This is a genomic window from Pseudoalteromonas sp. BSi20652, from assembly GCF_000239855.1.
Classification (GTDB): domain Bacteria; phylum Pseudomonadota; class Gammaproteobacteria; order Enterobacterales; family Alteromonadaceae; genus Pseudoalteromonas.
Genome location: NZ_BADT01000191.1, coordinates 98,369 through 105,321, shown reverse-complemented (window position 1 = coordinate 105,321; position 6,953 = coordinate 98,369). Strand labels below are relative to the sequence as shown.

Genomic DNA, 6,953 nt, shown 5'->3' with positions numbered 1-6,953 from the left:
CGAAGCTAAGTTGATAATAATTCCCCGTTGGCAATGATTATCAACTAATTGTATTGGTGATAAGGAATTTATTTCCACTTGTGTCTTTTTAACCAAAAATACACGCCGCTTACAATAAAAAAGGTCAACGAAAGTGCGATTAATAACCATAAAAATTGCACTACAGGGCCAGCAAATTCACCAATATGAAACTTATATTTAAAGTTCCATACCTGTGTTGTAAGGTTAGTTTTACTAGCATCGAATGAATTTAGTATATTGGCGTTATAAGGGTTTACCCAAACCCAACTATAAGCGTGGCTTTCGTCAGGGTTTTTGATTCTGAGCGCCAATGGCTCGTCTGTCTTTTTTAGGTAAATATATTCTAAATAACTCGCCATTAGGAAAAATAGCCGTAGCATTTTTAATCGCTAAATTATATTGGTAGGGAAGGTTTACTGATATAGGCGTTTCTATTTTTGGGGGTTTAGGCCTGTTTTCTACTTTGTCAAAAGTGACAAACTCTACGATTGATTGAGTTTGTGTTTTCCAGTTAAAAGACATGCCAGTAAAGGCAATAAATATTAGCGGAATGAAAAAGAATACGCCTAAAACTGTGTGTAATTGATACAGTAATACTCTTAATTTTGCCCCAGGTTTTATAGCTAAACGTTTAATTCTATTTTTTGGCTTTACCCATATATAAAACCCGAGCAATACATTGACTAAAAGCATCAATGCACAAACCGACATCCAATTTCTAAAGGTTTTTTCACCCTTACTATTTTCAAATAACAACCAACGATGTAAGCCTTGAGCAAATCCGTAGATGGTGTCAGTTAATTCATAAACGTTTATTACATCGCCTGAGTAGGGGTTAACACTGGCATAGTGTTTATTGGTTAACCTGAATTGCCATGCAGCATTCGCTTTTTGTTCTGGCATAAAAAAGAATGACTTTTTGTCTCAGTTTGCATTTCTACATTTTGTATAAGCGCATCGTAATGTATTGAACGCGTTTGCGGCGTTACTTGCCATTTTTCTGGCTCTATAAAATGTTGAATATTTTTTGCATAAATCATAACAGCACCAGTTAAGCTAACTATTAATAAAAATAGTCCGCTTATGAGGGCAAGGCTTAAGTGAATTCTTCTTAACCAGAGTTTCAATGACAATATCTCAATGATGAGTTTAATGTGGTTTATTGTAAATGATAATGCGATGTATTTTCAATCAAATAATATTTTTGTTAAATGTATGGCCAATCTAACAGATGCTAGTTTTCGATTATGCCGTTTTTAATATTAAAGTGGCCATGTAAAACGTAATTAATACCGACTAATTAGTTTGAAATGTTTAGTGGGTTTGTTATTAACCATTTTCCCTTTGAGGATAACCGTTAATACATTGTGATACTGTATGTTATATGTTTATAACACCAGTAATGGTAAATCGTTTATTATTTTGCTGATATTTACATAGTTATAAGTACTGATGTGAGCGATTGTCATTTATAACCCATTTAAAAAATCATTTATAAAAATAGTGCTTATATCACCATAATTTTTAAACAGCTAAAAATGCGCTAAATATTTATTTTTTAAGGAGTTTGCAGCTCAAAACTTGCGTCTTTTAACATTTAGTGCATTAATATAAGTTATATAAAACAACAAAATCTGCTGGAAACCAAGCATGGATAAAGGTTTAAACTTTGGTCAGTTTACAGGCAAAGGACACACTGTTCGATATAAGCTGATTACAACTTTTATAATTATTGCATTAGTACCCGTGTGTTTACTTACCTGGTTTAGTTTTCAGCATGTAAATAATACCCTTAGGCACAATGCGAATAACGAACTTAATGAGTTAAGTAATATAGGCAAACAGTTTGCTAATATTTGGTTTTCAGACCATGTGAACGATCTATATTTACTTAAATCGCAGTTAGATAGTAACCCAGCCAAAAAGCAATACTTAACTAACGAATTTGTTAAACACTATGATTTTGTTAATTATGTTGAGTTTATCGATACCTCATCTTTTGATATTGCCCCTAATTCTTATTTTAGTCAGTCCCTGCAGCGTGATTTTATAACAATATACACTGAAGAAGGTAATACCTCTCAACCACTTTTTCGCACTATTGTGGTTAATGGGAAAGGCCACCACATAATTGCATTGCCAATAGTGAACACGCAAAATCAATTACAGAAAATATTACTCGCTGATGTGAATTTACAGGGGTTAGTAAATAATTTAAGTAAAATACACGCAGCTAGTAGCAATATTGCATTTTATTTAATGCATAACAAAAAAGTTGAAAAGCAAGCCACGACGACGACTCTAGATAATCAGTTTTTTTCTTCAAAATAACTCTCCTTCACAGCAAATATTTACATTTACAGATAACAGTGATCAGACATTTTATGCCTATATAAGTGATTTAGACTTTTTGAGTGAACAAGGTTGGCAGCTGTTCGTGTCAAAACCAGCCGAGGCTGCTCTTAAAGGGAGTGACTACTATAAACAGTTTGCTATTTTAACAAATGCCGGTGTCTTGATTCTTATTTTATGTTCATCATGGTGGTTTGCTCGCAGGTTGTCTCGCCCTTTAATTCGGTTAACCAAAATTGTAGAAAGCATTAAAGATGGTCAAGATATTACAGTTCCCATTTTAAAAGATAGTACTGAATTTAATCAGTTATCAATTAATCTTCACAAGCTAGTTAAAGTAAAAGAAGAGCAAAAAAGTTTGTTACAAAAGCAGCGCTCTGCTCTGCAAATAGCACTAAAACAACTGGCTGAACAAAAAGCAGCGCTTGATGAACATGCTATTGTTGCTATCACTGATTTAAAAGGGACTATTACTTTTGTAAATAAAAAGTTTTGTGAAGTGAGTGGTTATAAAGAGCATGAGCTTTTAGGTAAAAATCACCGACTTCTAAATTCGGGTACGCACCCTAACGCATTTTTAAAGAGATGTATAAAACTCTAAAAAGAGTTGAAATATGGCATGGGCAAATATGCAACAAGGCCAAGGATGGAGATTTTTATTGGGTAGATACGACCATAGTCCCATTTTTAGATGATGAAGGTAAACCACAAAGTTACGTTGCAATACGAACAGATATGACAGCGTTAAAATTGCAAGAATTTGAATTAGAACAACATAAAACACAGCTTCAATTAGTAATAGACAGCACTGCTGTAGGTATTTGGGATTGGTATATAGATACTAATAAAGTGACTTTTAACAATCGTTGGGCTGAAATAATAGGGTATAAGCTCAGTGAGTTAGAACCTTGCACAATTGATACTTGGTATAGGTTCGCTAATCCTGAAGACGCAGTTAAATCTGATTTAAAATTAAAAGAACATTTTGCTGGAAAAACGGACTATTACGTCAGCGAAGCACGAATGAAGCACAAACTAGGTCATTGGGTATGGGTGCTAGATACTGCAAAAGTAGTTGAATACAATAGTGATGGTTCGCCAAAAACGAATGATTGGTACGCATTTAGATATTACCAGCCAAAAACATACCGAATTTGAATTACAAATTAGTCGCGACCGTTTTGCATCGCTGGTTGCAAATATTCCCGGCATTATTTATCGATGTACGTTTGATGATACGTGGGTCATGCTTTATTTGAGTGAGCAAACTCTAGAGGTTACTGGCTATACCCCAGATGAATTAACAAACAATAAAGTGTTGAGCTTTTTTTGTTTAATGCATAAGCATGATAAAACTGAAGTTGAAATAGAGATCCGTAAGTGTATACAAGCTAAAAAATCATGGTCGGTAGAGTACAGATTAATTGATAAAAGTGGAGCACTTCGTTGGGTGCATGATCGCGGACAAGCAATTTATAACGCTAAAAATGAAGTAATATATCTCGATGGATTTATTCTAGATATTACCGAACGTTACAATACGCAATCAGAGATTAACCGCCAGCAAAGTTTGCTTGAATCAATGAGTAAGCAGGGTCGAATTGGTGCATGGGAAATTAACTTAAAGGCACAAACGCTTTATTGGTCAGATGAGGTAAAAGTAATTCATGAATTACCTGCAGATTATAAACCTGATTTAACAACAGCTATAAATTTTTATAAAGCAGGGGAACATCGCGAAAAAATATCACAGTTGTTTAATAAAGCGCTTACTTTAGGTGAAAGTTGGAGTGTTGAGCTTATTATTTTAACCAATAAAGGGGAGGAACGATGGGTTAAATCTATGGGACAAGCTGAATTTAAAAATGGTGAATGTGTTCGTGTATACGGATCATTTCAAAATATAGATGCACATAAACGACTTGAGTTAGAAAGTGAAAAATCAAATAGATACAATAAAAATCTTGCACAACTCACCATTGCCCCAGAAGTACAAAATAGTAACGTTACACAAGTTGAAAAGTTGATTGTTAAATCAATGTGCGACGTATTAGAAGTTGAACGTGCCAAATTATGGATATTTAATGACACCAGCGACGCCATGAGCTGTCACAGTTTATATATTAAAGATCAAGGATTTGTTGAATTAAGCGAAGTACTACATATTGCTGATTACCCTGATTATTTTCAGTTTATTAGGGAGCATAATTTAACGGCAATTAATGATGTAACCAACCATCCTGCTACCACTGAGTTTATTAAAGATTACATATTCCCTTTAAATATAAAATCTATACTTCATGCCTTTATTTCTATTGGTAACAGTGAGCTAGGCGTTTTGTGTGCTGAAAAAGTAGGTCAACACCATAATTGGACGCAAAGCGAAGAAACGTACTTACGCTCATTAGCAACGTTAGTAGGCAGTACGCTTGTATCACAACGAAGAAAAGAAATAGCAGAAGAACTCAAAATTGCATTAATAAAAGCTGAAGATGCTGCAATAGTTAAAAGCCAGTTTTTAGCCACGATGAGTCACGAAATTAGAACACCAATGAATGGTGTATTGGGCATGCTAGAACTTATTCAATTAGAGCCGTTATCAAAATCAATAGAAACAAAAGTAGGCATTGCTAAAAGTAGTGCGCATTCATTATTGGGAGTTATTAATGACATTTTAGATTTCTCAAAAGCTGAGGCGGGTAAAATTGAGCTCGAAAATATTAACTTTAATGCAAAAGATTTAATTGGTGAAATTGCTGCCGCACAAGCATTTACTGCACAAGAAAAAGGCATTGAAATTATTCTTGATTTAGTTCGCTTAGAGCCTGCACAGCTATGTGGCGATCCTGGTCGAATTAGGCAAGTACTTACAAACCTTCTAAGCAATGCAGTAAAATTTACAAACGAAGGTGAAGTTGTTATTAGCGCTCAAATAAATAAAGTAGAGAAAGGCTTAGCGTTTCAAATAAAAGTAAAAGATTCGGGTATCGGGATAAATGAGAAAAAACAACAAAAGTTATTTACGCCTTTTTCGCAGGTTGATGCTTCGACAACCCGAGAGTATGGTGGTACGGGGTTAGGTTTAGCTATTTGTAAACAGTTATGCGAGCTAATGAATGGCTCTATTTCATTGACAAGTGAAGCCGGTACAGGAAGTGAATTTACAGCGACTATATCGGTAACTCAAGGGGACCAAAAAGAACGTTATATTCACAAGCTTGATATAAAAAACTTATCAGTATTAGTTGTTGATGACAATAAAACAAATCGTATTGTAATATCTCAACAGCTAGAGCATTGGGGTGCTCAGGTCGAGCTTGCCAGTGATGCATACGAAGCATTGGAAATGTGTGAAAAACGCATTAATAACAAACAAACAATGTACGATATTGCTGTACTTGATATGCAAATGCCAGGTATGGATGGCATTGCACTTTGTAAAGCGCTCAAAGCACATAACGATTATAAAAATATGCCACTGGTAATGATGACCAGTATTGCGGGAATGGAAGGCGCCCAACGCTATTCAGACGCCGGATTTCAGGCTTATTTTCCTAAGCCAGTGACCACGGCCGATATGATTTCTGCGCTTTGTGTTATCACTAATAATAAACACAATGATGTATTACCTTTGGTAACATCTGGCTATATTTCATCTTTGAGAAAAGAAAAGCTACAGAGATATGCTCACATATTATTGGTTGAAGATAACTTAATTAATCAACGGGTGTCTACCTTAATGCTTAAAAAGCTAAACTGTGACATTACGCTGGCAGAAAATGGTCAACAAGCGGTCGATATTTTGAGTAAACACGAGGATGGCTACTTTAACGTGGTGTTAATGGATTGCCAAATGCCGGTTATGGATGGTTTTGATGCAACCGCTGCGATTAGAAATGGTGACGCGGGTGATAAACATAAAGACATTAAAATAATAGCGCTAACGGCTAATGCTATGGAGTCGGATAAACAGCGTTGTTTTGATGCAGGAATGGATAATTACCTAAGCAAACCAATTCAATTAGCTATTTTAAAAGATAAATTAGAACAGTATATTTAGGGAAAGTTAAATGAGTAAAGTAATTGAAATTCGTGATGCGCAGCCAAGTGATGCAAAAACAATTCTGCATTTTATTAACGAACTGGCAATTTACGAAAAAGAGCCAGATGCGGTTAAAACTAACGAACAAGCTATTTTAGATACATTATTTTGCGAAGGTGCAACTGCGCATAGTATTTTATGTTTAGATGGTGATGAGCCAATTGGTTTTGCGGTTTATTTTTATAACTACTCTACGTGGCTTGGAAAAAATGGTCTGTATTTAGAAGACTTATATGTGAGCCCCGATAACCGTGGTAAAGGAGCAGGTAAAGCAATAATGAAGCACTTAGCCAGTACGGCTCTACAAAACAACTGCGGTCGATTTGAGTGGGTTGTGCTTGATTGGAATAAACCCGCGATAGATTTTTACGACAGTATTGGTGCTAAGCCGCAAACTGAGTGGATTATTTATAGGTTAACAGGGAAGGAATTAATTGACTTTGCTAAGTAACCTGAGTTTAGTTTAAGTTATAAAAAT

4 protein-coding genes and 2 pseudogenes are annotated in these 6,953 nt (G+C 35.1%); 5 read left to right on the top strand and 1 reads right to left on the bottom strand.

Annotated features, from left to right (window positions below; translation table 11 throughout):
- Positions 1-68: 68 nt before the first annotated feature.
- Positions 69-1,148 (bottom strand): annotated as a pseudogene (locus P20652_RS19955) (PepSY-associated TM helix domain-containing protein).
- A 523-nt stretch (positions 1,149-1,671) separates the two neighbouring features.
- Here P20652_RS19955 and P20652_RS21165 point away from each other — a divergent pair.
- The 5 genes and pseudogenes from P20652_RS21165 (at position 1,672) to P20652_RS03425 (ending at position 6,926) form a co-directional block, all read left to right on the top strand.
- Positions 1,672-2,352 (top strand): hypothetical protein, encoded by a 681-nt coding sequence (locus tag P20652_RS21165; protein ID WP_008171453.1) that lies wholly within the window; start codon positions 1,672-1,674, stop codon positions 2,350-2,352.
- Positions 2,353-2,458: 106 nt separating this feature from the next.
- A pseudogene (locus P20652_RS21160) lies at positions 2,459-3,057 on the top strand (PAS domain S-box protein); the annotation flags it as partial.
- A gap of 51 nt (positions 3,058-3,108) precedes the next feature.
- Positions 3,109-3,531, top strand: coding sequence for a PAS domain-containing protein (locus tag P20652_RS21155; RefSeq protein ID WP_370587559.1), 423 nt, complete (start codon positions 3,109-3,111; stop codon positions 3,529-3,531).
- Positions 3,464-6,433: a response regulator gene (locus P20652_RS21150; protein WP_237707149.1), complete on the top strand. Its 2,970-nt coding sequence runs from the start codon at positions 3,464-3,466 to the stop codon at positions 6,431-6,433. Before P20652_RS21155 ends, P20652_RS21150 begins: the two co-directional genes overlap by 68 nt.
- A 10-nt stretch (positions 6,434-6,443) precedes the next feature.
- Positions 6,444-6,926, top strand: a complete 483-nt coding sequence (locus P20652_RS03425; RefSeq protein WP_008171443.1) for a GNAT family N-acetyltransferase — start codon at positions 6,444-6,446, stop codon at positions 6,924-6,926.
- Positions 6,927-6,953: the final 27 nt, after the last annotated feature.

Coding starts and splice junctions, on each gene's coding strand:
- P20652_RS21150 (WP_237707149.1), top strand. CDS start 3,464: ATGGTTCGCCAAAAACGAATGATTGGTACGCATTTAGATATTACCAGC.
- P20652_RS21155 (WP_370587559.1), top strand. CDS start 3,109: ATGACAGCGTTAAAATTGCAAGAATTTGAATTAGAACAACATAAAACA.
- P20652_RS03425 (WP_008171443.1), top strand. CDS start 6,444: ATGAGTAAAGTAATTGAAATTCGTGATGCGCAGCCAAGTGATGCAAAA.
- P20652_RS21165 (WP_008171453.1), top strand. CDS start 1,672: ATGGATAAAGGTTTAAACTTTGGTCAGTTTACAGGCAAAGGACACACT.